Here is a 26,919-nt window from a genome sequence, read left to right as displayed (position 1 = left end):
AGCTAGACGCCGAGGGCCTTGCGGTTGAAGTTTCGCAACAGGCGCAGGGTCAGCGTTCTGGCGTTGGCGACATTGAGCAGCCAGGCTGCGCCTGCATAGGCGATACCGCCGGCCAAGCTCACCGCAATCAGCGACAACAGGCCGGTGCCGTTGACCTCCGAGCGAACCACGAGGATCGCCGCAGCCATGATCGCCGAAGCGACGCCCACGCCCGCGAGCCGGCCCGGATCGAACGGCAGCATGTAGGCGCGGCGCATCAGGACGACCGCAGCCACGAAGCCGATGGCTTCGGTCGCGAACGTTGCAAGCGCTGCGCCATACAGGCCAAAGCCCGAAATCAGGGCGAACATCAGCGCGATACTCAGGACGAGCGTGAGGAATGACTGCGCGGCAAGGATGAAGGGCCGCTCGGCGAGCTGGAAGCTGATCTGAACGTAGAACTGATTGGCGATGCCGAGCATCCGCGCGACGACCAGCATCGGCAGCAAGGCCGAGACGCCGGCGCGGAAATCGACGCCGACGAGCGTTCCGGCGACCTGGTCCGCAGCGAGCGCGAGCCAGACTGCGACCGGCATGATGACGACGAGCAGGAGCTCGAGGCTTTCGTTGAGCCGTTCACGGGTCGCAGCATGGCCCTCCTGGCTGAACGTACGGAACACGATGGGCACGGTGGCCGCAGCGACGCTCGAAGCCAGCATGACGAGGAACTGCCGCGGCAGGTCGGCCGCGACGCCGAAAATGCCGGCGGCATCCTTGCCGAGAAGGTAGGCGACGATCAGCCGGTCGCTCATCGAGTAAACCGCGACCGACAGTCCACCGATCGCGAGCGGCAGCCCGTAGCGGGCGAGCTGCGCGAGCTGGTCGGGCTCCCAGCGCGCGATCCTGGTGCTGTCGCCCGCAAGATTAAGGATGATCCCGGCGAGTGAGGCGAGTCCGAAGGCTGCGAGCAGCCCCAGACCACCCCAGCCCAGACATATGGCGATCAGGCCGAATGCGACGCTCGCGAGGCTGCGCACGATCGCGATCGCTGCGAAGCGGTATGGCCGCAACTTGGCGCGCTCGAATTCCTGGCCGACATCGACCGCATTCATCATGATCGCGACGAATATGCTGGCGAGCAGAAGATTCAGATTCACGTCACGATGGAACAGGAACACCAGCGGCGCGGCAGCGCAGAGTGCGACGATGGTGAGCACGAAAGCGACCATCGCCGTGCCGCGAAAATCCACGTCAGGCGACATTGCCTGATAGCGGGAAACCGACAGCCTGATCCAGCCGAAGAAGGTCGCGCCCAGAATGCCGGCGATGCTGAGCCCCACGACATAGACGCCGTACTCCGCCGGGGTGAGCAGCCGCGTATACATCGTGATCGCGCAGAAGCCGACGGCTGCGGGAAAGACGTAGGCGGCAAGATAGATGGAGAAGTGGCGGTTCAGCATGCGAGCACGGGACCGTTTTCGGCCTGGCGATTTAACACTTCGTTAATCATCTGCCCTGGTTGCGCGGTCTGGCGGACGGCGCCGCAGCTATAGCGAAGATACCGCTTACAGAGTGGCAATCCGGGCCTGCGAAGCCGCCGTTCCGGTCTATTTCGCACGTTAGCGTTAAATTTGCGGTCGCCTTGAACTCCACGCTGCGATCATCCAAGTGAGATAATGGTTTAAAGCTTCGCCGGTAGAACCGTGCGTCGAATGTGTGGACTTGAGCCAAATGGAAGTCGCTGAACGTGCCCGGGCGGATTTGCGCATGGCCGATGGTCAGCGCGGCGAAGTGGACCGGTCCGTGAGCACAATCGTGCCTCCGATCCATCCCGACCCCCCACGCGGCGAGCGCATGGTCCTCAATCTCTTCTTCGAGGAAAAGGACGACCGCTGGTTCAGAGGCGACCGGCATCTGCGGATGCTGTTGCGGCGCGTGCTCCTGGGAAAACCCTGGATCAACGGCCAGCAGCGCGTGTTCCTCAATCTATGCGCTGGCCTCGACCGGCTGGGCATCCGCTACCGCGTCAACGACTACCGTCACGTCCGCAAGCATCCTGAGGAGCTCGCCTGCGTCATCGGGCGTCCCTTCGTGCTCGACCGGATCAAGTGGAAGAACCCGATCCTGCTCGGCGTTGCCTCCTATGATCACCCTGTCGAAGCCCCCGATCTGCTGACGCGCTATCCGGTGAAGCACATCGTCGTCCCCTGCAAGTGGTACGCCGACATGTGCCGGCCCGGCTGGCCCGACATCGACGTGTGGCCGGTCGGCATCGACACCGATTCGTGGGCACCGTCGAACGCCGTTGAGAAGAGCGTCGATGTCCTGCTGTATGACAAGGTTCTCTGGGACCGCGATCGCTTTGCCCCGGACCTGCTCGAACCGATCCGCGCGCGGCTGCAGGCCAATGGCCTCACGTTTCAGGAGTTTCGCTATGGCAGCTACAAGGAGGAGGATTATCGGGCCGCGCTGGCACGCTGCCGCAGCATGATCTTCCTCAGCCAGAACGAGAGCCAGGGCATCGCCTGTCTCCAGGCGCTTTCGAGCGGCGTTCCCGTGTTTGCCTGGGATCGCGGCGGGCCATGGCGTGATCCCAAGTATTTTCCGCACCGGGTCAGGTTCGAGGGTGTATCCTCTGTGCCTTACTGGGACGACCGCTGCGGCATGAAGTTCGTCGACGCCGACGACTTCGCCTCACGCTGGAACGCGTTCTGGACGCACACCAAGGCGGGCGACTTCAGGCCGCGTCAATACGTGACCGACAATCTCACGCTCGAGAAGCAGGCGTTGCATTATTACCAGATCGCCGAAGCAGTGATGCAGCGCCAGCCGGCGCGTTGAGGACTCCCGGCCGTGACGACACTCGACAGACGCGAATTCCTGCTCGGCACGGCCGCAGCTTTCGCCGCCGGATCGACCAGTGCGGCGCAGACATCCGCCTCCGTCAACCGGCGCCCTGGCTATGGCGCCGCGCTCAATCTCTGGGATCTACAGGCCGATCCACGGCTCGGCGAGGCGATCAGCCAATATTGCACGCAGGTCGTTCCCGAGTGCGAGCTGAAATGGCCCATGCTGCGGCCGGACGCAAACACCTTCAGGTTCGAGCGCGCCGATGCGATCTTCGATTTTGCGCGGCAGAACGGCCTGACGATGCGTGGCCACACGCTCGCCTGGTATCACGACATTCCGGACTGGACCAAGCAGATCAAGGACCCGAAGACGGCGGAGGAGACGTTCGTCGATCACATCTCGACCGTGGTCTCCTACTACAGAGATAAGCTGACCTCGTGGGACGTGGTCAATGAGCCGATTCCGGATAATGCGCGCAAGCCGACCGACCGGCGCGACACCTATTGGTCGCGCATGCTGGGCGAGCGCTGGATTTCGCTCGCTCTCCGCACCGCCGCCGCGGCCGATCCGCTCGTCAAGCTCGCCATCAACGAATACGACGTCGAGTCGGCCAAAGACAGCTTCATCGCCAAGCGTGCCGCCCTGCGCAATCTCATCCAGAGCCTGCTCGATCAGGGGGCGCCACTTCATGCCGTGGGCCTGCAATGCCATCTGCATGCCGAACTCGAGATCGACACCGAAGGTCTCGCAGCCTTCGTGAGCGAGCTGCGCTCGTGGGGTCTCGAGGTCCTCGTTACCGAGCTCGACGTCTTCGACCAACAGCTGCCGGGCGATGTCGTCCAGCGCGACTCCATCGTCGCCAAGCGTGTGAACGACCTCCTGGGCGCGATTGCGGCGAGCGGCCCGCTCAACTCCATCCTTACCTGGGGCATCACGGACCGCCATAGCTGGATCAACCAGCAATTCACCCGGCGCGACAAGCTGCCGAACCGGCCCTTGCCGCTTGATGCGAGCTTTCAGTCAAAGCCCTTCATGGATGTCATCACGAAGTTCACGACGACAGCGTGAACGGCCGCGACATCGGGTCTCGCATCAACTGACGTCCGAAAGTGCGGTTCACTCTCCCTTCGAAACCTTCAGCTTCGGCAGCGTCTCAACGATCTTCTGCTTGCCGTCGACGATCTCCGCGAGGAAGCTCGCGCGGTCGATGTCGCCATTCTGGTCCCAGCTCGCTTCCATAAGCATGCCCGGCGCCTTGTCCGGCGTCAGCGTCAGGCCTTTCATGGCCGCACCGAAGGCCTTGCTGTCGAACTTGCCGATCCTCTCGGTGACGTATTTGACGAGATAGACGGCGGTGTAGCCCTTGATGCCGTTGTGGTCGGGCCAGTATTTGTAGCGCGCGCTGAATTTCTTGGCGAAGTCCTGGATCGCGGGCACCGGCGCATCGGCGCTGAGGCCGACATGGCCGCGCACGCCGTTGGCAGCGGGGCCGGCGAGCTCGACGACCTTCTGGCTGAGCAGCGTGGTTTCGCCGAACAGCGGCGTCGACAGGCCCTGCCGCCGCGCCTCGATCAGGAAGCGGGCGCTCTCCTCCTCGTTGGTGTAGACGAAGACGGCATCGGCTTTCGCGCTCTTCAACTTGATGACGTCAGAACCGAAATCGACCTGGCCCTGCTCGGTCGAGATGTCGGCCGCGATATCGATATTGCGCGCCTTCATCTCCTTTAGAAAATTGTCGTGGCCGCCCTTGCCGAAATCATTGTTGACCCAGACCAGCGCGACCATCTTCACCTTCAGCTTGTCGTGCAGATAGTTGGCGATCTTCGGCATGGAGAACTGCTGGCCGAAGGCGGTGCGGAAAACGAACGGATTGCCCTGCGTGGTGATGTCGGCGGCCTCCGCGCCGACGATCTGCGGAATCTCGGCCGCTTGCGTCAGCGCCATGTTGACCTTGACCGAGCCGGAGTAGATCGGGCCGAGCACGACATACGGGTCCTTGTCCAGGACCTTCTGCACCTGGGCGCGCGAGACGCCGGGGTTGCTCTGGGTGTCGAGATGCTCGGTCTCGATTTTCCGGCCGAGAATGCCGCCGGAGGCGTTGACCTCGTCGATCGCGAGCGCGACGCCGTCGCGCCAGTTGGTGCCGGAGACCGCGCCGGGGCCTGATAACTCGACGACATCGGGGATGTAGACCGTCGTCTGCGCCTGCGCGAGGCCTGCCCACAGCGACGCGGCGGCGACGATGCCGCTCCATTTTCCCAAGGCCTTCATGACGTTCTCCCTCTATTGTTTGTTATGTTGATTGACCTGGATCGAAGCCGAGCAGCCTTGCCGGCGTTCGCCACAACAGACGGTGCTGATCGGCCGGATCGGGAAAGAGCCCGCTCAGCACCGCGAGCAGCGGCCCATAATCCAGCCGCTCCGGGGCACGCAGGAACGGATAGTCCGAGCCCCAGACGCAGCGATCGAGCGTGAAGGCGTCAACCAGCGCGGCAATGAACGGCCAGGCGTCTTCGTAAGGATGCGGCAGCTTCGAGAACTTGTAGTAGCCCGACAGCTTGATGTGTGCATCGCGTGCGCGGCCGATCGCCAGCAGCGCCTGGAAGGCTCTGCCGTTCAGGCCCTGCTCGACCGGCGGCCGCCCGCAATGATCGATCACCAGCTTGACGTTCGACTTCTCGATCAGCGGCAGCAAGGCGAGCAATTGATCCTGCTCGACCTGGATCTGGAGGAACAGGCCAAGATCGGCCAGCTTCGCCAGCAGCGGCGCGGTGCTGCGATAATAATCGGTGCCGTGGAACGGGACGTTGAACGCGACGCCGATCACGCCCGCCGTTTTGAGCCGCTCCAGCTCCTTCATATCGACGTCGCTCTCGACGACCGCGACACCCCGGAAGCGGCCTTTCCCTTCCGCGAGCGTGTCGAGCAGGATGCGGCTGTCGCTGCCATAGCCGGTGTTGGTAGCGACGACGAGCGCGTGCCTGACGTCGAAGACGTCGAACACGCGGAGAAGCTGCGCAGCTGGCGCGATCTCCTGCCCGCTTGGCCGATAGGGCGTTGTGGGCGCGTACGGAAACCGCGCGGGATCGATGGCGTGGATGTGGCAATCGATCTTGGGACACGCCGGCAGGGTCATGGCGAGACGCCTCTAGAAGGTCGCTTCGATTGCCTTGATGAGCTCGGGTGTCACGTCGGGCATGACGCCGAACCAGGCCTTGAAGGCGAGCCGCGCCTGATTGAGCAGCAGGCCGAGCCCGTTCACGGTCGAACAGCCGCGCGTTCGGGCCTCAGCCAGGAACGGCGTCTCGAGCGGCGTGTAGATGAGATCGGCGACCAGCGTTGACGGCTTCAGCCGCGAGAGGTCGATCTCGAGCGCATCCTTGCCGACCATGCCGCGATCGGTGCAGTTGACGACAAGCGCCTTGTCGGCGATCGCGGTGCTCCGATCTGCCCAGGCGACGCTGCGGACATTTTTGCCGAACTCTTTTGCCAAGGCCTCCGCCTTGTCCGCCGTGCGGTTGGCGATCAGGATCTCGCGCGCGCCGTTTTCGAGCAGCGCCACGACCACCGCGCGTGAGGCGCCGCCGGCGCCGAGCAGCAAAATCGGTCCCTCGTCGGCACGCCAGTCGGTACGCGCATCGCGCAGGCTGTGCACAAAGCCGTTGCCGTCATTGTTGAAGCCGGACAACGTGCCGTCCTCTTCGACCACGATGGTGTTGACGGCACCGATGCGGCGCGCGGTGTCGTTGACGCGGGTGAGCAGCGCCATCGCCGTCTGCTTGTGCGGCATGGTGACGTTGCAGCCGCGGAAACCGAGCGCGACGAGGCCCGATAGCGCGTCCTTCAACCGCTCGGGCTGAACCGCAAGCGGCACATAGACGCCGCGGATGCCGTGGGCATTCAGCCAATAATTGTGAATCACCGGCGAGCGCGAATGCGCCACCGGCATTCCGATGACGCCGGCGAGTCCAAAGCCGCTTGCGGACATGCTTTCGATCCATCCTCCGTTGGCGCGACACGCGCTATGGCACGCATCGGCCGGCCCTTGCCGGAGCCAGCCGGCGGACTGCTTTTGGTCAATTGTACAAGATTATTAGGCGGAACGCCAATCGCAGGCAATCGGAATCTCGCGGCGAGAAATCCCGGCGGCAAATGTCGTGAAAAGGGAGGTGAGCGCTGGCCCGACCCGGTTCCTGCGCAATGCCAGTGAACCCGCAGCGGTGCGAGCGCGTAAGACGCGTTCAAGCCGTGACGCTTATCGCTCCACGTCGACCCGTTGACCGCCAGCAGCCTCGGAGCCGAGTTCCTTGAGCAGCTGCACCGCCTGCATCAGGTCCGGCGTCAGGAAACCCTCGCTGAACTTGCCGACGATGGGACCCAGCAGCCGCTCGGCCTGCCCGGCCTTGCCCGCGTCCTGCCAGAGCCGCGCCAGGCTGACTGCGGTCCTCAGCTCCCAGGACAGTGCGCCCTGCTTGCGGGCGACGTCGAGCGAGAGCTCATACAGATCTTCGGCGTCGCGGGCCGAGGTTGGCCCGCCCGCGGTGAGCGTGATCTCCCCCTGCAACCGATAGACTTCGGCGAGGTAGAAGTGATCACCAGTGCGCCGTGCGGTCGCCAGCGCACCGTCGAGCGCGCGCAAGGCCGCCTCGCGGAAGCCGGCCTTCGCATAGGCCTCGGCCAACAGGCATCTGAACCAGCAGCCGGCGAGCCAGGAATCCATCGCCTCGTACTCGTCGAGGCCGACGCGCATCTGGCTCAATCCATCGTCGACGTCACCAAGCTGCGTCAGCGCCCAGCCGCGCAGGATCGCGGCCTGCTGCTTCCAGTGCAGGAAATTGTGCTCGGTTGCGATGATCATGGCGCGGTTGGCGTGATCGCGGGTGCCTTCGACGTCGCGCAGGTGCTGGCAGAGATAGGCGCCGAATACGAGCGCGAAAGCGAGCGTGAAGGGATGGCGGATCTTCTCGGCGTTGGCGATCGCCTGCTCGCTGTGCTGGCGCGCCACGTCGGGCTGGCCGAGGAACCACAGGAGATAGCCGAGATAGGACAGCGACACGACGCCGGGGTTGGTGCCGTGCCGCTCCATCAGGTCGGCATGCAGATCCGCGCTATAGAGATTGATGCAGCGGTGAAGATGATGCTGGGACACCGCGAAGCGCCCGCGATACAGCATGGTCATCGCGATGGCACGATGGGCCTCCATGAAATAGCCGGTCTGCTGCGCGGGCCGCGCCCGCTCGTTCAGCCGCACGCGCTTGGCAAACTTCAACAGCTCGACGCTGAGATCGTGCGCGCGTGTCAAATCCGCGCGGATGAAATGGCAGACCCAGAGCCCGCGCATCGCTGCGAACGCCTTCTCCTCGTCGTCGAGCTGCCGGCCGAGCTCGAGCGCGCGGATGTAGTTTTCCTCGACCTCCTGCACCGCATAACCCTTGGCCGCGATCAGCGCATTGCCGAGCGCGATACGCAGCTGGAGTTCGATCTCGTCGGCGCCCTGCATGCGCGCGTTGGCCTGGACGACGCTCAAGCCGCGGCGCAAGTGCCCGATCGCCTCCAGGTTACCGCCCGTCTTCGCTGCCTGCTTGCCCGCCTTGAGCCAGAAGCTCGCGGCGCCCTCACTCTGGCCGGACTCGGTCAGATGGTGAGCGAGAAGCTCGGGCTCGCGCGCGGTCTTCTCCGGATACATCTCGGCGAGCACCTGGGCGATCCGCGAATGCAGCTTGCGCCGCTCACTGTGCAACAGGCTGGCATGCGCCGCGTTCTGGATCATGACGTGCCTGAACGCGTAGAGCGCATCCGGCGGGTGACCGCCGCGCACGATCAGGCCGGCCTCCTCCAGATGATCGAGCGCCGCCTCGATCTGGTCGGCGGGCGTGTTGGCGACGGCGTGAAGCGTCTCGTAGGAGAACTCACGGCCGATGGTGGCGCCGATCTGCGCGATCTTCTTGAACGGGCCCATGCGGTCGAGGCGCGCCATCAGCGAGTCCGTCAGCGTCGCCGGGATCGCGAGCTGCCGCCACTCGCCGGAGAGCACGTAGCGGCCGTGCCGTTCGGTCAGCAGGTTGGATTCGAGGACGGTCTTGGTCAATTCCTCCAGGAACAGCGGCACGCCGTCGGTCTTGACGATGATCTCCTCGACGACCTCCTTGGGCAGCTCCCGGCCCGCGACGCGCTCGACCAGCGTCGTGCGCAATTGCCGGCTCAACCGGTTCAAGACCAGCGTCGTGATGTGCGAATGCGCATTCCAGCTCGGCTGAAACTCCGACCGCGCGGTGATGACGACGAGGATCGGCTGGCCCTGCACCTTGTCGACCAGGAGATCGATGACCTCGCGCGAGGTCGGATCGATCCAGTGCAGGTCCTCGAATGCGATGACCAGCGGCTGCTCGCGCGCAAGCCCAAGCAGATGGTTGACGATGGCCGACACCGTAGCGTCCTTCTGCTGCTGCGGAGACAGGTCGAGCGGCAGATAGCGGTCGCCCGTCGGAATCGACAGCAGCGCGGCGAACAGCGGGGTCACCTGCGCGACCTCGCTTCCCGCGGCGGCTACGGCGGCCTCGAGATTGGGGAGCGACATCGCGGTCGCATCCTCGCGGTCCAGCCCGAGCGCGAATTTGAGCTGCGCGCTGAACGGATAAAACGCGGTCGAGGTATAATAGGGGGAGCACTGCAACGAGATCTGCCCGTGCCGCTCGCCCGCGATGGCTCCGAATATCTCCTGGACGATGCGGGACTTGCCGATCCCGGGCTCGCCGAACAGCACCACGACCTGTCCGTCGCCCTGCCTCGCCTGCTGCCAGCGCCCCGTCAGCAGCGAGACCTCCTCCTCGCGATTGACGCGCGGCGTCAGCCGCGTGCCCATGGCCGCAGCGAAGCGCGTCTCAACGCGCGAGGGCCGCATCACGTGCCAGGCCTGGACCTTCTCGGCGAGCCCCTTGAGCGCCTGGACGCCGAGATTGCAGTAGTCGAACTTGCCCTTCAGCAGCGACTGGGTGGAGGCGGAGATGACCACACCATTCGGCGGCGCCAATCCCTGGAGCCGCGCTGCGAGATTGACGGTTTCGCCGACTGCGGAATCGCGCTCCTCGGTGCCCTGGCCGACGAGATCGCCGACCACGACGAGACCGGTGGCGATGCCGATGCGCACCGCCGGCGCGTGGCCCAGCGCGCCGCGCGGCTCGATCGCGCGGGCTGTCGACAGCAGCCGCACGATCTCGAGCCCGGCACGCACCGCGCGCTCGGCGTCGTCCTCATGCGCGGTCGGATAGCCGAAATAGACCAGGATGCCGTCGCCGACGTAGCGGGCAGCAAAACCCTCATAATGCTTGACCACGCGGACGCAGGTCTCGCGGAAACTCGCGATCATGTCGCGCACGTCTTCGGGATCGAACTGGGCCGAGAGCGGGGTCGAATCCACCATGTCGCAGAACATGGTGGTGAGCTGCCGCCGCTCGGCGCCGACCTCGGCGCGCGCCATTGCCTGCGGGGCGGGCGGAGGCCCAGCCGGTTCGGGCGAAAGCAGCGCCACCATCGCCCGGCGTAACCGCTTGCGATCGCCGAGCGGCAGGCCGAGCTCGGCGAGATCGGCCTCCGTCAGGTCGGGCATGACGTCGAGGTCGAGGCGATGCTGCACAAAAAGTTCGGTGTATTGGCCGAGCCCCGCGCCCTCAAGCCAGCCTTTCAAATCCGTTTCCGTCGCCGCGCTCGGCTCCGTCTCCAGCATGCTGCTTCCGCTCGGCTGCACTCTCCGTCGAAGAGAATATGCCCTCAACCACAAACTTTGAGAGTCAAAACTCCGCCTCGGACTGGACGCGTTTCACAGTTTTTTGAAGAATAGCTCAACCGGAGCAAAAACGCACGACATCCCCGGCCAGCAAACGGGGTCTCTTGACAGCTATACGCCGAGCGGACTGAGGCGGGCCAACGGCTCGGTGCCATCGGGGCGCCGCAGAAGCTGCATGACGTGGCGTTTCAGGCGCACGAAATCGGGCTCGGTTACGAGGTCGTGGCTGCGCGGCCGCGCGAACGGCAGGACGAAATCCTCGATCACCCGCCCGGGCCTTGCGCTCATCACCACGATCCGGTCCGCCAGGAACAGCGCCTCGTCGATGTCATGGGTCACGAACACCGTCGTGGTCGGGATCTTGCTCCAGATGTCGAGCAGGACTTCCTGCATCAGGCTGCGCGTCTGCGCGTCGAGTGCGCTGAAGGGCTCGTCCATCAGCAGCACGCGCGGCTGGTTGATCAGGACACGTGCGATCTCGACCCGCTGCTGCATGCCGCCGGACAGTTGCGAGGGATAGAACCGCTCGAACCCCGACAGTCCGACCAGCTTGAGGATCTCGCCGGCGGCGCGCCGCCGCTCCATCCTGCCGACCCCGCGCATCTTCGGGCCGAAGGCAACATTGTCCTGCACTCGCTTCCACGGAAACAGGGTGTGCTGCTGAAACACCATGCCGCGATCCGGGCTCGGGCCGCGGATCGGCTGCCCGTCCAGCGCGAGCTCGCCCGCCGTGATCTTCAGGTGCCCGGCCAGCGCACCGAGCAGGGTCGACTTGCCGCAGCCGGAAGGACCGAGCACGCAGACCAATTCGCCCGGCGCGACGGTAAAGTTCAGCCGGTCCACCGCCTCGAAGGCGTCAGCGCCCTCGCCGAGCGAGATCGAGACATCCGCAATATCGATGCGGCCGACGCTGCGCACCGGAATATCGGAGACGCGGATGTTCATCGCACGACCGCCGGGTTACGCCAGGGCATCAGCAGCCGGCCCGCCGTCGTGAGCAGCCAGCTGCTGCCCATGCCGAGCAGGCCGATGATCAGCATGCCGACGATGATGTCGGCATAGTTTTGCAGCGTGTAGGCTTCCCAGGTGTAATAGCCGATGCCGAACTGGCCGGAAATCATCTCCGCGGTGACCAGACAGAACCATGAAGTTCCCATGCCGATGGCGAGCCCGGTCACGATGCTGGGCGCGGCGTCCAGCAGGACCACCTCGCTCAGGATGGAGACGCCTGTCGCGCCGAGGCTGCGTGCCGAGGCAACCAACCGGCGATCGACATTGGCGACACCGTGGATCGTATTGAGCACGACCGGAAACAAGGCGCCGATGAAGGTGATGAAGATCATCGACAATTCCGAGGACGGGAAGATCAGGATCGAGAGCGGGATCCAGGCCACGGCTGGAATCGGCCGCAGCAATTCGAGCGGCGGCAGCAGCAAATCACTCGCAGCACGGGACCGGCCGATCGCCAAGCCGAAGGCCACGCCGACAACGGCCGCCGCGCCATATCCGGCGAGCACGCGCCAAAGGCTGCTCGAGATATGCGCGGCCAGCTTTGGCGACTTCAGGAGCACGACGGCCGACTGCACGACCTCGGTCGGCGGCGGCACGTTGCGGAACGTGACGACACCCAGATTGACATGCAGCGTCGAGGCGAGCTGCCACAGCGCGATGCAGGCAAGGATCGAGAAGCCGCGGGTCAACCATCGCGCGCCCGCAAGACGGTGCGCTACTGAGGCGATCGGCATCGCTCACCTGCTCGCAACGAGGGACTCGCGCGCGGCGTTGAAGTCGACGACCTCGCCGCCATGCTGTTTCGACCAACGCTCGGCGGCGTCCTTGAGCAGGAAGGCGCTCAGCTCGCCGTTCGCCGACCGGACGAACCAGGCCTGGTTCGCGAACAGCTTGATGCCGCTTTCGCGATCCTGCGCATAGACGACGCGGATGGCCTTGCCGTCCTTTTCGAGGCCAGCGAGCGCCTTCAGCGCGTTCTCGGGCGAGGCAAAGTTGCGGACATGCGGTTCACCCTTGACCCATATCTGCGCGACACGGCTGAAATCGGAGATCTCGGCACCGGTCGCCGCATCCTTCGCCTTCAACGGAAGCTGCGCGTAGTTCTTCAGCTCGGCATCGTAGTCGCGGCCGACTTGCGCAAGCGCGGCACGGATGAACCTGTCGGTGACGAACTGGTTGATGTCGAGATCGCTGTCGGCGCGCTTGAGCAGCTTCAGCGTCTTGATCGAGGTCGCGACCGCCTGGCGGTATTCGGGCTTCCAGCTGACGTCGCGGGTCTGGAGCCCGAGCGGGCCATGAAAGAGATAGTCGACCTCAGCCTCGATGCCGGTGACCTTGGCAATCAGCTCGCTGTATGTCTCCGGCTCCTCGGCGATCAGGCGGTCCGCTTCGATCGCCGCCCGCAAGTAGGCGACGACGACTTCCGGATATTTCTCGGCATAGTCGGCATCGACCAGCGCACCATGGAACGTCGGAGCGTTGGCCTGTGCGCCGTCGAAGATCTTGCGGGCAAAGCCGCGCCAGGGAAACAGCTCCGCAAACGGGACGAAGTCCGCATGCGCCTCGATCTTGCCGGCCTGCAACGCCGGCCCGGCGACTTCCGGCGCCTGCGTGATGATGTTGACGTCGGTCTCGGGATTCCAGCCCTTGGCCTCGATCGCACGCAGCAGCATGCCGTGAGAGGTCGAGGCAAAGGGAACGGAGATCGTCTTGCCCTTGAGATCGTCGAGCGACTGCGCCGGCGAATTCGCCGGCACCACGATGCCGTTGCCGCTGCCCTTGGTGCTTCCCGACAGCACGCTGATGAAAAGGCTGCGGCGCCCGGCCTTCTGAAAAGCAACGCCGTTCAGCGAGCCCGGAAAATCCGCCATCGCGCCGAAATCGAGCTTGCCCGCGACCATCTCGTTGGTCAGCGGCGCGCCGCTGGTAAAGTTCTTCCACTGAATGTCGTAGGTGACATCCTGGTACTTGCCGTCACGCGGCAAGAATTTCTCCAGGAGCTTGAGTTCGCGGATCAGCAAGCCACCGGTCGCGCAATTGATCGTGGTGTCCTGCGTCCCGACCGCGACGCTGATGGTCTCGGCATGCGACGATCCGACGAGAGCCATCGTGACGACGATGGCAGCGACGCTTCCCCTCACGGGGCCAAAAGAGATCATGCAACGGTCCTCAGCTCGCAATGGCCGGGCTGACCGCACCGGCACGAAATCACTCGCCGGCAACTATTGGATTTCGGTCGTTCGCGTTGAAGCAATTACTTGCGTCGTGCGCTCAAGATAATCCGTGTCGCAACTTCGTCGTCGTTTCGAACGCGCGAGATCGAACGATTTTTCTCGCGAGCAAGCCATCGACAGATGAAATCGTTTCGGCAGCATACGCCCAACGCAAGAGCTTTGCTAAGTGCATGTGATAGCGTTCAAAGAGATGGACATTCCACCCGCATCACTCTTACCTAGCGGCGAATGCTGAGTGCAGACGGACAGTGATGACGACACTCAAAGAGGCGACGACGTTGCGAAGCCGGAGGCTTCCGGCCATCGGGCTCGACTGGCGCCATGCGGAGGACATCGGGGCCGCGCGCGCCCTGCCGGCCGCGAGGGATGCAACGGCACTGTTCATGAGCGAGACGGTCGACGGGTTGAACGTCGGCGCGCATTTTCTCGACCGCCTGTCGGCCGCGCAGAGGTTGCAGGTCCAGGCGGCCGGACGCACCGTCGTCGTGCCGCAGGGTGCCATGGTCTTCAACCAGGGCGAAGGGCATGACGGCATCTTCATCATCCAGCGCGGTCAGGTGCGCGTCTACTACACGGCGCCGTCGGGACGCGAGATCACGCTGGCCTACTGGACGCCCGGACACTTCATTGGCGGGCCGGAGATCTCCGGCGGCGGCATCCATATGTGGTCCGGCATCGCCATCGAGTCCTGCGAGATCACGATCCTGTCGGGCGCGGCGCTGGGGAAGCTGCTCACGGATATGCCGACCTTTGCGCTGGCACTGATCGACGGGCTGATCGCAAAGGGCAAGTGCTATTCGTCGATGGCGCAGATGCTGGGAACGCGATCGGTCATTGAGCGGCTGGCCCAACTCCTGCTCAACCTGTCGGAGCTTCACGGCAATCCAGACGGCGATACGATCGTTATCGATCGCAAGATCACCCATGACCAGATCGCGGCGATGGTCGGCTCGACCCGGCAATGGGTAACCATGATGCTGAAGCGTTTTCAGAACCGCCGCATCATCGCCATTGACGGCAGCGTGATCCGCATCAAGCGTATCGACCTGTTGGAGAAGATCCTGTTCAAGGATTAGATCAATCTCATCGCGCCGTGGCACCGGCGGCGCCGGATCACCGCGCCTCTTCAAACCCCGCGAGCACCGACGTCAGGTTCGCGCCGAGGATATCGGAGAGATAACCGCCTTCCTGCACGAACACGGTCGGCAATCCCATGCGCGCGATCGCCTGGCCGATGCGTCGGAAGCCCGGCGTGGTGACGGCTAGCCCCCTCAGCGGATCGTGCTCGGAGGCGTCGAGGCCCAGCGCCACGACGAGCGCGCCGGGCGCGAATGCGTCGATCGCGGTCTTGGCGCGCGCGAGCGCCTGCATGTAGCCGTCATCGCCCGTGCCGATCGGCAGCGGGATGTTGAGATTGGTGCCGAGCCCCTCGCCCTCGCCGCGCTCATGGGCATACCCCCACACGAAGGGATAGTACGCAACCGGATCGGCATGAATCGAGATGGTGTAGACGTCGGGTCGCGCATAGAAGATGCCTTGCGTGCCGTTGCCGTGATGCACGTCGACGTCGAGGATCACGACGCGCTCATGCCTGAGCCGCAGATGCGCGGCCGCGACCGCGCTGTTGTTGAGAAAGCAGAAGCCGCCGGCCATGTCGCGATAGGCGTGATGGCCGGGCGGACGGCAGAGCGCGTACGTCGCATCCTCGCCGTCCATCACGAGTTGCGCCGCCGTGGTCGCAACATCCGTCGCCGCGCAGGCCGCAGCCCAGGTGCCCGGCCCGATCGGCGCGGCGGTATCGGCGGTATGCCAGCCGAGCTTGCCGACGATGTGCGTCGGATAGGTGGCGGCATGCCGCACAGGATGGATGTTGCCGATCATCTCCGGACCGGAATCGCCGAGTGCGCTCCAGGCGCCCCAGGCCTCAGAGAGGAAGGCGAGATATTCCGGGCTATGGACACGCGCGCGCGGTCCTTGCCCGAATGTGGTCGGCTCGACAAGTTGATGCTTACCGTCCTTCAAACCCTTGAGCAGCCGGTCCGCGCGCTCGGGCTGCTCGGTCGTGCGCTTGACGACCCCGCGCACCAGGAAGAATTGCGGATCGTGGCTGCGATGCAGTTCGCTATAGACGGCTTTCACGTGGGCGGCTCCATTGCCTTGGGATCGAATGACGTCTTGATCCCGGCGGCGCTGCGATGCAAGCAAGAACAGCGCCGCACCTTGCGTGCGTGCCCTGCGCGGAGCGCGGATCGCGGCTCAGCAACCGCCGCGTTGCAGGCAATGCTCGCGACCCTGCTGATCGCTGCGGAAGGCCTCGACGAAGCCGCCCTGGCGTTGCGTGACGAAGACGGTCTTGCCGTCGGCGCCGCCGAAAGCGAGGTTGGTTGGCTCCTTGCCCTTCAACGCGACCTCGCGCTGAACCGCGCCGTTGGGCTTCATGACCGCGATCGTGCCCTTGAGAATGCGCGCGACATAGAGCCTGCCGCTGACGTCGGTGCGCAGGCCGTCGATGGTGTCGGGCTGGAACGTCTTGATCAGCTTTGCGTCGGTGAGCTCGGTGCCGCGGATGCTGTACGACCAGATCTCGCCGCTGTTGGATTCGCCGACATAAAGCGTCCTGCCGTCCGGGCTGAGATCGATACCGTTGGTGGTGCCCATCGCGCGCGGCGCCGCCATGAGCTGGCCCTGCACCGATCCGTCGGCAGTCTTCGCGATGCGCCAGATATGGCCCTCGCGCCCCTTCCAGTTCGGATCGCTCGCATAGATCGTGCCGTCGCGCGCGATCGTCATGTCGTTGGGCTGCTTCATCTCGTCGGAATGAAACCAGACGCGCGGCTCCGCGTTGCCCTTGGAAAGCGCGAAAATGTTGTGGCCCTTGTAGTCGGCGACGAACATGGTGCCGTCGCGATCGAAGCGGATGGAGACGCCGACGCTGCCTTGCGGAAGCTGCGCGAAAGGCTCGGACGCCGAAGCGCCCGCCGGCAATCTGCCGATCGTGCCGGGCTTGCCGAGATTGACCACGAACAGATTGCCGTCGAGATCGACGGCCGGCCCTTCGATGCCGAAGGTGTATTCGCCCGCCGGCGTCACCTGCGTGCTTTCGAACAGCTTCATCTCGGCGAAGGCCGGCTGCACGGCGATCGCCAGGAGCACGCTACTGCAAAGGCACCAGATCGTTCTGCTGGATGTAGTAGCCATCGTCGTCGGTGCATTCGCCGTTGAGATATTGATCGGCCGGCCGGTAGAACCGGCTGAAGCCGGCTTTGTCTACAGCGGTCCTTTGTGTCACGACGACGACCTTGGTGGCCGGCATTTCGCCGCATTCCTTGCCGCTGCGCGCGACGAATTTGCGCGTCGGTGGACCGGGCTTGATCCGCATGCGTGTTCCCGGAATCATATTTGCGACCAGCGAGTCCGCATAGTCGAGCAGGCGGGCGTAGCCGGGCTCGGTCTTCGCCAGCGCTTCGCCGCCCGGCGGCATCAGCTTCTCCGCGCCGACGCCGCGCAGGCGCGTACGCAGCTTTCCGGATCCGGGATCGCCGGGATAGATCCAGCCGTCCTGTGACAACATGAAGCGCAGCACGCTCTGGTCCTTCTCGGTGTCGGACTGGTCCTGCTTCAGTCCGAAATCCGAATGGCAGCCGACGCAGTGCTTCTGCACGAGCCCCTTGCGCAGCACCGAGAGCCGATCCCTGTTCTGTGCATCCTTTGCAACGAAAGCGGCGAGCTGGTCGATCTGCCCCGCGCTTCGCGTGTCGCAGGGGAGCGGCTCCGGCGCGTTGCCATCCGTGCGGTCAATCCGGATCACGGTCTGGTTCTTGTCCTCGACCAGCCAGATCGCGCCATCCTCCGCAACGGTGATGCCGACGGGCGCGCCCTGCGGCCGCGCGCCGTTGACGCGGTGCCAGCCAGCGATCAATTCCTCGAAGGGTGCCGCGGCGACCTCGCCTGCGTCGGTCCGGAAGCTGCGCGTCGGCTCGGCGGCGCAGCTCAGATGGTAGCGGACTGGCGGCGGACTCACCTTGGGGAAGCCGTGATCGTCGACGTCGTAGACCAGCAGGCGGCTGCCGGTCGGACGATAGCCATGAAGGGCGATCAGCAGCCTGCCTTCCAGCTCCGGAAACTTCTGGCCGTGATAGTAGAGCATCCCGAGCGGCGCGCCGTGCGGCGGCAGCAGCGAAAACGGCTGCTTGTAGAGGGCATTGCCGGCGCAGAGGTTCTTGTAAGGCCCCGATTGCAGTACCAGCCTGAATTCCGGGCTCACCGTGGAGAGGTCGTAGCAATAGGGCCAGCCGTAGTGCTTGCCCTGCTCGATCGCGTTGATCTCCTCGTTCGGCTTGAAGATATCAGGCAGGTCGCGGCCGTTCTCACCTTGCAGGAAAGCGTAGCCGGGATCGGGAAATTGCGGGTGCAGCGCCAGCGCCATCGAGTTGCGCAAGCCGCGCGCATAGACCTCGTGCGGCGGATTGAGATCGTTGGGCTTCAATGCGGGGAAGATGCCGCCTGAAGGCGGCGTGAACATCCAGATCGCGGCGAGCGCCGAGGCGCCTTCCGCCGGCGCGCATGGCCCCGTGATCGGCGGCTGGGTAATGCAGTCATCGCTATGCGAGCCGACATTGACGAACAGGCGCCCGGTGCGGTCGAACACGAACTGCTTGAGCGGATGCGCGCTCTCCTCGAGCCTGGTGCCATCAGGCAGGGTGAGCCGGCGGCCCGGCAGACGATGAAGGATGGTCTCGACCGTGCCGCGCGGATTGTCGGCAAGCGGATCGACGCGGAAGATCGTCTCGTCGGTGGAGGCATAGAGCTTCTTGTCGGGACCGATCGCCAGACCGAAGGGATATTCGATCCCCGTCAGCAGCTCCCTGATCCGCTTGCCCTCGGCCGCGCGGGGATCGAGCAGCAACAGTCGGCCGTCGGTGTGGCCCCAGCCGCCCATGTCGGCGACCACGAACAGCTCATGTCCGGGGATCTGGATGATCGATCGCGGGAATTTCAGATGATCGTCTTCGCTGGCGACGAGACCGGCGCAAAACCCTTGGCGGAGGTCGATCTTAAGTCTCGGGAAGGCGAGATCGCCACTGCCGCAGGTGTCCGTGCCGATCGCATAGCCGCTTTTCCGGATCGGGTCGGACGATGCCGGCGGCGCAAGGCCAAGCCCCGCAGCCAGCAGAACGCATGCGAGCGCGCGCGGCCGGCCAAAGGCCTTTCTCGTGAATTGCAAAGCTTCCCCTCCCCCGGTCCCCGGCAAATCGAGAGTTCCACGGCTCCGCTGCGCCGTCCAGCCGATGGTTAAGAATCGGTAACGCGCTCACCGTCCCGTGAATCGGAACATCCGTAAATTCCCTTACCGGGTTGAACCCGAATATTTCCGACAACGTCAGAGTGTTATGGGTTGATTGCGTCCGATTCGCTTCGTGGAGGAGGGGGCTGTGGTCCAGGTTTTTTTTCACTGCTCGAATACTGACGGCATGTTGATCGACCGGCACGGCACCGCCGTGTCGAATCTGACCGAGGCCCGCGACCGCGCTGCGCAAATCATGCGCTCGATGATCATGGTGCCCGGCGACGAAGACTGGCGCGACTGGATCCTGCACGTCAGCGACGACGACGGCGAGGAGATCTTCGACCTGCCGTTCAGCTCCATGCTCGGTAGGCCGCACTGAGGACTTTGCCATGCTGATCGCTTCGCTCACGCTGCTTCGCCACCACGTCTCCGCGATCGCCTCGCGGTGGCAGACGCTGGTGAAGCTCGCGGGCAATCCCTACCGCCCCGAGCTGCATTACATGCGTGGCCCGGGGCCGAAATGGCACGCCAGGCACGGCAAACGCCGGCCTGACGGCAGGCTCTGAGCCCACCGGATCGAAGGACGTCATCCGTCCCGGTCCCGCCCCCTCCCGCCACGATTAAAGCTTCCAACAGGAAACGGCCTTGTCTACCCTGCCCGCCTTTTCAGGCCGCAGGGATCATTTCATGTCGCATGAATTCCATTTGGACAATTACCTGGCACGCATCGGCCACGGCGCGGCGGTCAAGCCGGATCTGGCGACCCTCACGGCACTCCACCGCGCTCACGTCGACGCGATCCCGTTCGAGGGGCTCAATCCGCTGTTGCGCCGGCCGGTCGACCTCGATCTGCCGGCCGTGCAGGCCAAGCTCGTCGACTCCCGGCGCGGCGGCTACTGCTTCGAGCAGAATGCGCTGTTCAAGGCGGCGCTCGAGCACATCGGCTTTGCGGTAACGGGCCTGTCCGGCCGCGTGCGCTGGATGTCGCCACCCGACAGTCCGTTGGGTCCAAGGGTCCACATGCTGCTCAAGGTCGACCTGCCCGAGGGTCCCTACATCGCCGATGTCGGATTCGGCGTCTGCGTGATGGATAGCCCCTTGCAGTTCCGGACGGAGATCGAGCAGCGCACCGCGATGGGTACTTTCCGGATCAGCGAGACCAACGGCCTGTTCTCGATCAGTGCGAGACAGCCCAGCGGTTGGCGGACCATGTACGTCTTCGACCTGGTTCCGCAGCTTCAATCCGACTACGAGCTCGGCAACTATTTCACCTCGACGAGCTCCATCCCGCCCTTCACCAGCACGCTGATCATGGAGCGTGTCGCAGCGGATGCGCGCTACAAGCTCGCCAACCGCCGGCTGACCATCGAAGGACGCGACGGCGAGGTCAGAAGCGAGCGCACGATCGACAGCGCCGACGAGCTGCGACGGGTGCTGGATGAGACGTTCAACGTCGAGCCGCCGGTGCCGGCGGAACAGGTGTTTGCGCGGATCGGGGACTAGCGTCGGATTACCCGACCATCTTGCGTCTCCTTCACACCTGCCATGTTGCGCTTTCCCATGGATCACTGGCCGCGATGTGCCATGCTCTCGTCGCCACACCAGCGCAGTGCAATTCCATCCAACGCAATATGAGCGCCATGTCCCACCAGTTCAGCTATGCCCAGCAGCCACGGAAACCCGCGCGCCACGCCAAAGGCGGCATCGTCGCGGCGCAGTCACGCCGCGCGGCCGAGATCGGGGCCGAGGTGCTGGCGGCCGGCGGCGACTGCGTCGATGCGGTGATCGCCACGACCTTCGCGCTGAACGTGCTGGAGCCCTGGATGAGCGGCATGGGCGGCGGGGGCATCATGGTGCTCTATCGCGCGGCCGACAACCGCTATGAGGTGATCGACTACAACATGCGTGCGCCGCAAAGCCTGCGCGTCGAGGATTATCCGCTCACTGGAAAAGGCGCGGCCTCCGACCTCTTTCCCTGGGTCCGGGTGAAGGACGACCGCAACGTCCACGGTCCGGGCTCGATCGCCGTGCCCGGCGTCGTCGCCGGCATGGAGGAAGCCCATCGCCGCCACGCCAGGCTACCGTGGAAGGACCTGATCGCACCGAGCGCAAAACTCGCCGGCGAAGGCCTGCTGGTCGACTGGTGGACGACGCTGATGATCGCAAGCTCGGCGGCCGACCTGCGGCGCTATCCTGCCAGCACCGAGGCGTATCTTGTCGACGGTCTGCCCCCGAATGCGCCGTGGGGCATCAAGGCCGAGACGCGGTTACCGCAGCAGAAATTGCAGGCGACGCTGTCGCACCTTGCCGCATCGGGCCCGCGCGACTTCTATCAGGGCGATCTAGCCAGAAGTATCGCATCCGACATCCGGGCTGATGGCGGCGCCCTCTCGGTCGAGGATTTGGCCTCCTTCCGCGCCCATCTGCGCGAGCCGCTGAAAATTCCCTATCGTGGTGGCGAGGTGTTTGCGACACCCGAGCTCACCGCCGGCCCGACACTTGCGCATGCGCTGCGCCTGTTGCAACAAAACCTGAAGCCGGAAGGCGCACCCGATGCTGCGGCCTACGCTGAATACGCCGCCGCCCTGCAAGCGGCCTATCGCGAACGGCTCAACGACATGGGCGATGCCGATGGCAAGCGGTCGCTCGGCGCCGAATATCTCGCGCCCGGCTGTACCACGCATTTCTCCGTGGTCGATCGCCACGGCAACATGGCCGCGGTGACGCAGACGCTGCTGTCGACCTTCGGCTCGAAATACGTGACGCCGCACTCGGGCATTCCCATGAACAACGGCATCATGTGGTTCGACCCGACGCCCGGCACGACCAATTCGCTGGCGCCCGGCAAGCGCTGCCTCACCAACATCACGCCGGTGATCGCCGAAACCAGAGACGGCAAGCGCCTCGCAGTCGGCGCCTCCGGCGGCCGCCGCATCCTGCCCGCAGTCACACAGCTCCTCTCCTTCGCGATGGACTATGGCATGGACCTCGATGCCGCAATCCACCAGCCGCGCATCGACGCCAGCGAAGGCGCCGTCGTGACCGGCGATCGGCGGCTGCCCGCGGACGCCCGCAAGGCGCTCGCGGCGCGCTTCGATTATGAGGAGACGCAGGTGCAGGCCGTGCCGATGAAGTTCGCCTGCCCGACCGTCGTGATGCGCGAGGGCGACACGAATTCCGGCGCAGTCGATATCTTCCAGCCGTGGGCCGATGCGGTGGCGGAAGGCTGAGAAGGAAAGTCGATCGGGCCGCGAGCACCGCTGCACCTCTCCCGCTTGCACAGGGCAATCGCATATGATCATCGACTAGGTCGTCATGCCCGGCTTGTCCCGGGCATCCACGTTCTTTGTGCTGCGGGTTAGACGTGGATGGCCGGGACAAGCCCGGCCATGACGATGTGGAAGCTTCAGCGCCGCTAGCGCTTACGTCATATGCGATTGCCCTGCCCGCAAGCGGGAGAGCGAGCGCACCTGCGTCAAATCCAAACGCGCGCTAGATCCCCAGCCGGTCCCGCACGCGACCGGCGATCACCGCGCTCTTGACCCCGACCGGCCAGAAGGCGTGCAGCGGGATTGGCTTGATGCCTGTGATGGGCATGTCGATTTCGGCGCTCCTGCCGCCGATCAGGCGGCGAGCGAGCTGGGCGCCCATCGCTGTGGAGAGCGCGACACCACGGCCGTTGCAGCCGAGCGAGATCAGGATGTTCTCCGCCGGCTCGTGCACATGCGGATAGTGATCCTTGGTGATCGCAAGACGGCTGTTCCAGCCATGGGTCCAGGCGACGCCCCTGAGCTGCGGCCACAGCCGCTCGGCATAGCGCATGAGATAGGCGACATCGGACGGCGCGTTGATCCAGCGCATCGGGCCGCGGCCGCCCATCAGCAGGCGGTTCTGCTGATCGATGCGATAGTAGACCGTGATGTGCCCGCTTTCGTAGAGCACCGGACGCGTCGGCATGATCGAACGGGCGACCTCGTCGGAGAGCTGTGCGGTCGCGGCGATCGACGAAAACACCGGCACGATGGTGCGGCGGAGCGTGGGCCAGAGATCATCCGTAAAGCCGTTGGTGGCGAGCAGCACCTTTTCGGCACGTACCACCGCGCGCGGCGTCTCGATGCGCCAACGCGTACCTTCACGGCGAAGGGAGAGCGCCGGGGTTTCGCCGTGCACGTTCGCACCGGCCGAGATAGCGGCGCGCGCGAGGCCACGGGCGTAGCTCAGCGGATGCAGATCGCCGCCGCGCGCATCGAACATGGCGCAGAGATAGCGATCGCTGCCGGTCATCTCGCGCAGTTGCTCGCGATTGAGCAGCGTCACCGGCATGCCACGGCGAATGCACTGTTTTGCGGTGCTTTCGATCGCCGCGGCGCTTGCTTCATTATAGGCAGCGCGCAGTGTGCCGTTCTGCCGCGCCTCGCAGGGAATCTGGTAACGGCGGATCAAATCATGGGTAAAATTCGTCGTGCCGTAGGAGAATTCGATCATGCGGCGGCCGAGTGAGAGGCCGAAATCGGCCTCGATCTGGTCGGGATCGTGCTTCAGCCCCGGATTGGTGTGGCCGCCATTGTTGCCGGATGCGCCCCAGCCCGGCTCCTGCGCCTCCAGCACCAGCGTGTCGACACCCTGCTCGGCCAGATGCAGCGCCGTAGACAGACCGGTGTAGCCGCCGCCGACGATGGCAACGGAGACGGTCTTGTCCGCATCGAGTGGCGGCGTGGCCACCGGCGCAACGGCGGTGTCGGCGTAGAGCGAGGGCGGCAAAGGCAGGCGGGCGGTCATGTCGGACACCGGATCAGAGCGGATGCAGCACGCGGCGCAAGAAGTCTTGCGTCCGCGCATGCTGCGGTTGGTTGAGCACCGCTTTCGCCGGCCCCTGCTCGACGATGACGCCGCCGTCGATGAACAGCACGCGATCAGCGACGTCGCGGGCAAAGCCCATCTCGTGGGTGACGACGACCATGGTCATGCCGTCATCGGCGAGCTTGCGCATCACCGAAAGCACCTCGCCGACGAGTTCGGGATCGAGGGCCGAAGTCGGCTCGTCGAACAGGATCGCCCTGGGCTGCATGGCGAGCGCGCGCGCGATCGCGACGCGCTGCTGCTGGCCGCCGGAGAGCTGCGGCGGATGCATGTCGGCTTTTTCGGCGAGGCCCACTTGCGCGAGCAGCGCGCGGCCGCACTCGAGCGCCGCGGCACGCGGCTCCTTCTTTACATAGAGCGGCCCCTCGACGACGTTCTCAAGGGCCGTGCGATGCGGGAACAGGTTGAAGCGCTGGAACACCATCGACACCTGCGTGCGGATCGAGACGATCGATGGCGCATTGCGATCGACGCGCGTGCCTTCGATGCTGATGTCGCCGCGGTCGTAGCTTTCGAGCCCGTTGATACAGCGCAGGATGGTCGACTTGCCGGAGCCGGACGGGCCGATGATGCAGACCACCTCGCCCTTCTCGACGGATGCCGTGATGCCCTTGAGCACCTCGACCTTGCCAAAGCTCTTGTGGACGTCGTCGAGCTCGATCATCGCTTGCCGGCCCGCTTCTCGAAATGACGGACGAGCAGGATCAAGGGGATGCTCATGGTGAGATACATCAGCGCCACCAGCGTGAACACGCTGGTGTTCTTGAAGGTCGAGGAGGCGATCAGCTTGCCCTGTAAGGCCAGCTCGGCCACCGTGATGGTCGAGGCTTGTGACGAATCCTTCAGCATCATGATCATGACGTTGCCGTAGGGCGGCAGCACGATGCGCACCGCCTGAGGCAGCACCACGCGACGCATGGTGAGCCACCAGCCCATGCCGATGGTCTGCGCTGCCTCGATCTGCCCCTTGTCGATCGCCTCGATGCCGGCACGGAAGTTTTCCGCCTGATAGGCCGAATAGGCGATGCCGAGGCCGAGGATCGCGGCCTGCAATGCCGTGAGCGTGACGCCAAGATCAGGCATCACGAAATAGAGATAGAACAGCAGCACGATGATCGGGATGCCGCGGATCACGTTGATCACGCTGGCGCTCAGGCCCGACAGGAAGCCGATGCCGGAGACCCGCATCAGGGCCCAGACCAGCCCGAGCAGCGTCGAGAGGATCAGCGAGCCGATGGTGACGACGATCGTGAGCGCGACGCCGTTGAGGAGGATCGGGAAGAACTCGACGGTGTCGCGCCAAAAGCCCTGCATCGGCGATCAGCCCTTCAGGCCCCATTTGGCAAGAATCTTGTCCACGGTGCCGTTGGCCTTCAGCCGGCCGAGCGAGGCATTGATCTTGCCGAGCAGCTCGGTGTCGCTCTTGCGCACGCCGATGCCGACCGAGCCGACGGTCACGGGCTTGTAGCTCGCAACGAGGCGCACCTCGGGGAAGCCACCCTGCTTGAGGTTGTAGGCGAGGATCGGATAGTCGGCGAAGCCGGCCTTGAGGCGCGCGGCGTTCACGTCACGCAGGATGTCGGGAATGGTGTCGTAGGCCTTCACGTCGCTGAACAGGCCCGATTTCTTCAGCGCGTCGACGAAGGCGGTGCCGACCTGGGCGCCGACGACTTCACCCTTCAGATCCTCCTGCGAGGTATAGGCCTTGGTGTCGCTCCTCGGCACCACCAGGCCTTCGCCATAGGTGTAGATCGGATCGGAGAAGTCGATCACCTCCTTGCGCGGCGCGGTGATGAACATTGCGGCGGCAATGATGTCGATCTTGTTCGAGGTCAGCGAGGGGATCAGCGCCGAGAACTGCATCGGCTCGATCTGGACGTTGAGGCCGGCGTCCTTGCCGACCTCGGTGATGAGATCGACCATGACGCCCTGGATGGTGTTGGTCTTGGTGTCGAGGAAGGTGAAGGGAATGCCCGTCGGGGTCGAGCCGACCTTCAGCACCTGCTGCGCGGATGCCGGCATGCTGGCTGCAAGGGCGAGCGCCGCGACCGCGGCCTGAACGAAACGCTTCATCGCAATCCCCCTGTTGGGTTCGGCCGATGGCTGCGCACCCGCGCAGCTTGTGAGGGCAGATGTTGCGGGTCAGGCCGTTTCGGCTTATTTTCACCAATATGAAAATTTGGTCACACTTTCGCGGGTGATGCAAGCGGTTTTCATGCACATGAAGGAAGCGGTTTGAAGTGAGCGGTGGCAAAAGAATGCGCAAACCGGCCGCCGTGAAGGCGGTGAAGAGGGCAAAAGCCGTCGCCAAGCCGGCCGAGCCGGCGATGGACGTCGCGGTAGGACGCCGCATCCGCGATCTCAGGCGGATACGGCAGCTCTCACTTGAGACGATCGCCGAGCGCACGTCGCTGTCGATCGGCTTCCTCAGCCAGATCGAGCGCGGCCTGTCCTCGCCATCGCTGCGCGTGCTTGCGACGCTCGCCGACGTGCTCGGGGTCGGCATCGCCGCGCTGTTCGGCGCGAGCCCGAGCACGGACGGCACATCGGATTCCGTGGTGACGCGCGGTATGCAACGTCCGGAGCTGAAGCTCTGGCGCACCGGCATTTCGAAACAGCTGCTGAGCGCCGCGGGCGCCGAGAACCGGCTCAACCTGTTCCTGGTACATCTCGAGCCCGGTGGCTCGACCGGCGATGAGCTCTACACCCATGACGGCGAAGAGGCCGGCCTCGTGCTCGAAGGCGAGATGATGCTGACGGTGGATACGGAGACATGGTCGCTGAAGACGGGCGATAGTTTTCGGTTTGCAAGCCGGCGGCCGCACCGGTTTTCCAACCCGGCTGATGATGCGAAGGCAGTCGTGCTGTGGGTAAACTGCGTGACTGGGACGAGCTAATCTGCGTCATTCCGGGGC

At 64.7% G+C, this 26,919-nt stretch carries 23 protein-coding genes; 8 read left to right on the top strand and 15 right to left on the bottom strand.

Annotation, left to right across the window (positions count from 1 at the left end; genetic code table 11):
• Positions 1-2 precede the first annotated feature (2 nt).
• Complete coding sequence (locus tag SO156_RS18270; protein WP_498535767.1) at positions 3-1,439, bottom strand: lipopolysaccharide biosynthesis protein; 1,437 nt, start codon at positions 1,437-1,439, stop codon at positions 3-5.
• A gap of 394 nt (positions 1,440-1,833) precedes the next feature.
• On the opposite strand from SO156_RS18270, the gene SO156_RS18265 reads away from it, so the two are divergent.
• Both SO156_RS18265 and SO156_RS18260 read left to right on the top strand, forming a co-directional pair.
• On the top strand, positions 1,834-2,820 hold the full coding sequence (locus SO156_RS18265; protein WP_498535812.1) for a glycosyltransferase: 987 nt from the start codon (positions 1,834-1,836) through the stop codon (positions 2,818-2,820).
• 12 nt (positions 2,821-2,832) lie between these two features.
• Positions 2,833-3,897, top strand: a complete 1,065-nt coding sequence (locus SO156_RS18260) for an endo-1,4-beta-xylanase (RefSeq protein ID WP_498535766.1) — start codon at positions 2,833-2,835, stop codon at positions 3,895-3,897.
• 48 nt (positions 3,898-3,945) lie between these two features.
• Here the strand turns inward: SO156_RS18260 and SO156_RS18255 are convergent, their stop codons facing one another.
• The 7 genes from SO156_RS18255 to SO156_RS18225 all read right to left on the bottom strand — a co-directional run bounded on the left by SO156_RS18255 (position 3,946) and on the right by SO156_RS18225 (position 13,731).
• Positions 3,946-5,100: an ABC transporter substrate-binding protein gene (locus SO156_RS18255; protein ID WP_498535765.1), complete on the bottom strand. Its 1,155-nt coding sequence runs from the start codon at positions 5,098-5,100 to the stop codon at positions 3,946-3,948.
• Positions 5,101-5,122: 22 nt separating this feature from the next.
• Positions 5,123-5,965, bottom strand: coding sequence for an amidohydrolase family protein (locus SO156_RS18250; protein ID WP_498535764.1), 843 nt, complete (start codon positions 5,963-5,965; stop codon positions 5,123-5,125).
• 12 nt (positions 5,966-5,977) lie between these two features.
• Positions 5,978-6,817, bottom strand: a complete 840-nt coding sequence (locus tag SO156_RS18245; RefSeq protein WP_498535763.1) for a shikimate dehydrogenase — start codon at positions 6,815-6,817, stop codon at positions 5,978-5,980.
• A gap of 267 nt (positions 6,818-7,084) precedes the next feature.
• Complete coding sequence (locus SO156_RS18240; protein WP_498535762.1) at positions 7,085-10,552, bottom strand: ATP-binding protein; 3,468 nt, start codon at positions 10,550-10,552, stop codon at positions 7,085-7,087.
• A 171-nt stretch (positions 10,553-10,723) separates the two neighbouring features.
• Positions 10,724-11,557, bottom strand: coding sequence for an ABC transporter ATP-binding protein (locus SO156_RS18235; RefSeq protein WP_498535761.1), 834 nt, complete (start codon positions 11,555-11,557; stop codon positions 10,724-10,726).
• Positions 11,554-12,357, bottom strand: a complete 804-nt coding sequence (locus SO156_RS18230) for an ABC transporter permease (RefSeq protein ID WP_498535760.1) — start codon at positions 12,355-12,357, stop codon at positions 11,554-11,556. The genes SO156_RS18235 and SO156_RS18230 overlap by 4 nt, the downstream gene beginning before the upstream one ends.
• A 3-nt stretch (positions 12,358-12,360) precedes the next feature.
• Complete coding sequence (locus tag SO156_RS18225; protein WP_498535811.1) at positions 12,361-13,731, bottom strand: ABC transporter substrate-binding protein; 1,371 nt, start codon at positions 13,729-13,731, stop codon at positions 12,361-12,363.
• Between the two features lie 509 nt (positions 13,732-14,240).
• On the opposite strand from SO156_RS18225, the gene SO156_RS18220 reads away from it, so the two are divergent.
• Positions 14,241-14,933 carry a Crp/Fnr family transcriptional regulator gene (locus SO156_RS18220; protein WP_498535810.1) on the top strand — a complete coding sequence of 231 codons (693 nt, stop codon included), beginning with the start codon at positions 14,241-14,243 and terminating at the stop codon, positions 14,931-14,933.
• A 37-nt stretch (positions 14,934-14,970) separates the two neighbouring features.
• Here SO156_RS18220 and SO156_RS18215 read toward each other — a convergent pair whose 3' ends face one another.
• The 3 genes from SO156_RS18215 to SO156_RS18205 all read right to left on the bottom strand — a co-directional run bounded on the left by SO156_RS18215 (position 14,971) and on the right by SO156_RS18205 (position 19,030).
• A complete protein-coding gene (locus SO156_RS18215) occupies positions 14,971-15,996 on the bottom strand; it encodes a histone deacetylase family protein (protein ID WP_498535759.1) in 1,026 nt (341 codons plus the stop codon).
• Positions 15,997-16,113: 117 nt separating this feature from the next.
• The gene (locus SO156_RS18210) at positions 16,114-17,055 is read right to left on the bottom strand and encodes an SMP-30/gluconolactonase/LRE family protein (protein ID WP_498535758.1); all 942 of its coding nucleotides are present in this window, start codon (positions 17,053-17,055) and stop codon (positions 16,114-16,116) included.
• Positions 17,012-19,030: a PQQ-dependent sugar dehydrogenase gene (locus SO156_RS18205; RefSeq protein ID WP_498535809.1), complete on the bottom strand. Its 2,019-nt coding sequence runs from the start codon at positions 19,028-19,030 to the stop codon at positions 17,012-17,014. Before SO156_RS18205 ends, SO156_RS18210 begins: the two co-directional genes overlap by 44 nt.
• A gap of 259 nt (positions 19,031-19,289) precedes the next feature.
• Between SO156_RS18205 and SO156_RS18200 the strand changes: the two genes are divergently transcribed.
• The 4 genes from SO156_RS18200 (at position 19,290) to SO156_RS18185 (ending at position 22,374) form a co-directional block, all read left to right on the top strand.
• The gene (locus SO156_RS18200) at positions 19,290-19,523 is read left to right on the top strand and encodes a DUF6894 family protein (RefSeq protein WP_498535757.1); all 234 of its coding nucleotides are present in this window, start codon (positions 19,290-19,292) and stop codon (positions 19,521-19,523) included.
• A gap of 10 nt (positions 19,524-19,533) precedes the next feature.
• Positions 19,534-19,710 carry a hypothetical protein gene (locus SO156_RS18195; RefSeq protein ID WP_458147471.1) on the top strand — a complete coding sequence of 59 codons (177 nt, stop codon included), beginning with the start codon at positions 19,534-19,536 and terminating at the stop codon, positions 19,708-19,710.
• 121 nt (positions 19,711-19,831) lie between these two features.
• Positions 19,832-20,647: an arylamine N-acetyltransferase family protein gene (locus tag SO156_RS18190; RefSeq protein ID WP_498535756.1), complete on the top strand. Its 816-nt coding sequence runs from the start codon at positions 19,832-19,834 to the stop codon at positions 20,645-20,647.
• A 137-nt stretch (positions 20,648-20,784) separates the two neighbouring features.
• Positions 20,785-22,374 (top strand): gamma-glutamyltransferase, encoded by a 1,590-nt coding sequence (locus tag SO156_RS18185; RefSeq protein ID WP_498535755.1) that lies wholly within the window; start codon positions 20,785-20,787, stop codon positions 22,372-22,374.
• A gap of 262 nt (positions 22,375-22,636) precedes the next feature.
• Here the strand turns inward: SO156_RS18185 and SO156_RS18180 are convergent, their stop codons facing one another.
• The 4 genes from SO156_RS18180 to SO156_RS18165 are packed head-to-tail and all read right to left on the bottom strand — an operon-like array spanning position 22,637 to position 26,077.
• The gene (locus tag SO156_RS18180; protein WP_498535754.1) at positions 22,637-23,923 is read right to left on the bottom strand and encodes an NAD(P)/FAD-dependent oxidoreductase; all 1,287 of its coding nucleotides are present in this window, start codon (positions 23,921-23,923) and stop codon (positions 22,637-22,639) included.
• A gap of 13 nt (positions 23,924-23,936) precedes the next feature.
• On the bottom strand, positions 23,937-24,668 hold the full coding sequence (locus SO156_RS18175; protein WP_498535753.1) for an amino acid ABC transporter ATP-binding protein: 732 nt from the start codon (positions 24,666-24,668) through the stop codon (positions 23,937-23,939).
• The gene (locus tag SO156_RS18170) at positions 24,665-25,318 is read right to left on the bottom strand and encodes an amino acid ABC transporter permease (protein ID WP_458147467.1); all 654 of its coding nucleotides are present in this window, start codon (positions 25,316-25,318) and stop codon (positions 24,665-24,667) included. The genes SO156_RS18175 and SO156_RS18170 overlap by 4 nt, the downstream gene beginning before the upstream one ends.
• A 6-nt stretch (positions 25,319-25,324) precedes the next feature.
• A complete protein-coding gene (locus tag SO156_RS18165) occupies positions 25,325-26,077 on the bottom strand; it encodes an ABC transporter substrate-binding protein (protein WP_498535752.1) in 753 nt (250 codons plus the stop codon).
• A 185-nt stretch (positions 26,078-26,262) separates the two neighbouring features.
• Here SO156_RS18165 and SO156_RS18160 point away from each other — a divergent pair, with 185 nt between their 5' ends.
• A complete protein-coding gene (locus tag SO156_RS18160) occupies positions 26,263-26,901 on the top strand; it encodes a helix-turn-helix domain-containing protein (RefSeq protein WP_498535751.1) in 639 nt (212 codons plus the stop codon).
• The last annotated feature ends 18 nt before the right edge of the window (positions 26,902-26,919 follow it).

This window comes from Bradyrhizobium sp. UFLA05-125 (genome assembly GCF_059803515.1).
Note: the sequence above shows the minus strand (reverse complement) of the source record. Positions and strands in the feature narration are given on the sequence as shown.

Bases quoted from the DNA above. Each gene is read 5' to 3' on its own strand.
- SO156_RS18245 (WP_498535763.1), bottom strand. From the start codon at position 6,817: ATGTCCGCAAGCGGCTTTGGACTCGCCGGCGTCATCGGAATGCCGGTG.
- SO156_RS18170 (WP_458147467.1), bottom strand. From the start codon at position 25,318: ATGCAGGGCTTTTGGCGCGACACCGTCGAGTTCTTCCCGATCCTCCTC.
- SO156_RS18190 (WP_498535756.1), top strand. From the start codon at position 19,832: ATGTCGCATGAATTCCATTTGGACAATTACCTGGCACGCATCGGCCAC.
- SO156_RS18180 (WP_498535754.1), bottom strand. From the start codon at position 23,923: ATGACCGCCCGCCTGCCTTTGCCGCCCTCGCTCTACGCCGACACCGCC.
- SO156_RS18165 (WP_498535752.1), bottom strand. From the start codon at position 26,077: ATGAAGCGTTTCGTTCAGGCCGCGGTCGCGGCGCTCGCCCTTGCAGCC.
- SO156_RS18235 (WP_498535761.1), bottom strand. From the start codon at position 11,557: ATGAACATCCGCGTCTCCGATATTCCGGTGCGCAGCGTCGGCCGCATC.
- SO156_RS18210 (WP_498535758.1), bottom strand. From the start codon at position 17,055: ATGGCTACTACATCCAGCAGAACGATCTGGTGCCTTTGCAGTAGCGTG.
- SO156_RS18240 (WP_498535762.1), bottom strand. From the start codon at position 10,552: ATGCTGGAGACGGAGCCGAGCGCGGCGACGGAAACGGATTTGAAAGGC.
- SO156_RS18185 (WP_498535755.1), top strand. From the start codon at position 20,785: ATGTCCCACCAGTTCAGCTATGCCCAGCAGCCACGGAAACCCGCGCGC.
- SO156_RS18250 (WP_498535764.1), bottom strand. From the start codon at position 5,965: ATGACCCTGCCGGCGTGTCCCAAGATCGATTGCCACATCCACGCCATC.
- SO156_RS18160 (WP_498535751.1), top strand. From the start codon at position 26,263: ATGCGCAAACCGGCCGCCGTGAAGGCGGTGAAGAGGGCAAAAGCCGTC.
- SO156_RS18175 (WP_498535753.1), bottom strand. From the start codon at position 24,668: ATGATCGAGCTCGACGACGTCCACAAGAGCTTTGGCAAGGTCGAGGTG.
- SO156_RS18195 (WP_458147471.1), top strand. From the start codon at position 19,534: ATGCTGATCGCTTCGCTCACGCTGCTTCGCCACCACGTCTCCGCGATC.
- SO156_RS18255 (WP_498535765.1), bottom strand. From the start codon at position 5,100: ATGAAGGCCTTGGGAAAATGGAGCGGCATCGTCGCCGCCGCGTCGCTG.
- SO156_RS18220 (WP_498535810.1), top strand. From the start codon at position 14,241: ATGAGCGAGACGGTCGACGGGTTGAACGTCGGCGCGCATTTTCTCGAC.
- SO156_RS18230 (WP_498535760.1), bottom strand. From the start codon at position 12,357: ATGCCGATCGCCTCAGTAGCGCACCGTCTTGCGGGCGCGCGATGGTTG.
- SO156_RS18225 (WP_498535811.1), bottom strand. From the start codon at position 13,731: ATGGCTCTCGTCGGATCGTCGCATGCCGAGACCATCAGCGTCGCGGTC.
- SO156_RS18265 (WP_498535812.1), top strand. From the start codon at position 1,834: ATGGTCCTCAATCTCTTCTTCGAGGAAAAGGACGACCGCTGGTTCAGA.
- SO156_RS18270 (WP_498535767.1), bottom strand. From the start codon at position 1,439: ATGCTGAACCGCCACTTCTCCATCTATCTTGCCGCCTACGTCTTTCCC.